General features: G+C 46.2%; 1 pseudogene. It reads right to left on the reverse strand.

Annotation, left to right across the window (positions count from 1 at the left end):
• A pseudogene (locus tag L1D50_RS23320) lies at positions 1–530 on the reverse strand (hypothetical protein); the annotation flags it as partial.

Raw genomic sequence — 530 nt, forward strand, 5'->3', positions numbered from 1 at the left:
TCTTTAGTGTGTCGTTCTCTATGGCATCCACCAAAACCAGCTCACTGAGCACTACAGTTATGATGAACGGGCCAGAAAAGTTAGCAATGCCAGGTTTGATTGTGACTTTACCAGAGGCTTTGTCATAGCTGTAATTGTCATCATTGGCGCTGTAGAGCGATAGGCCATCATTATCAACAATATCTACCCAGTTAGCGTCAACGGTTACCGTTAACTCTTGGCCATCGCTCAGTGTTGCGTGTTGGGTTCGGTTACGGTCTTGCACGCACACAAGATTAAACTCATGAAATATTGGTACATAGCCGCCTTCCGGTAGTTTGCTGCGGTCAATGCCACCTGGTGGGCTAGGCACATTGATAATGGTGAGTTCATCATAATCATAGGTGATAGATTCCTGCACCATATCTACCGCAAACACCAGAGAAACCGTGCCATTACTACTTACTGAGCCAGATATATTAGTACCTGTGATGTTGCCGTTGTCATCGCTAGATGCACTATATTCAGTGCCTGCCTCAGACGTTGCGCGA

It is taken from the genome of Pseudoalteromonas sp. Isolate6, from assembly GCF_022398435.1.
GTDB classification, from domain to species: Bacteria; Pseudomonadota; Gammaproteobacteria; order Enterobacterales; family Alteromonadaceae; genus Pseudoalteromonas; species Pseudoalteromonas galatheae.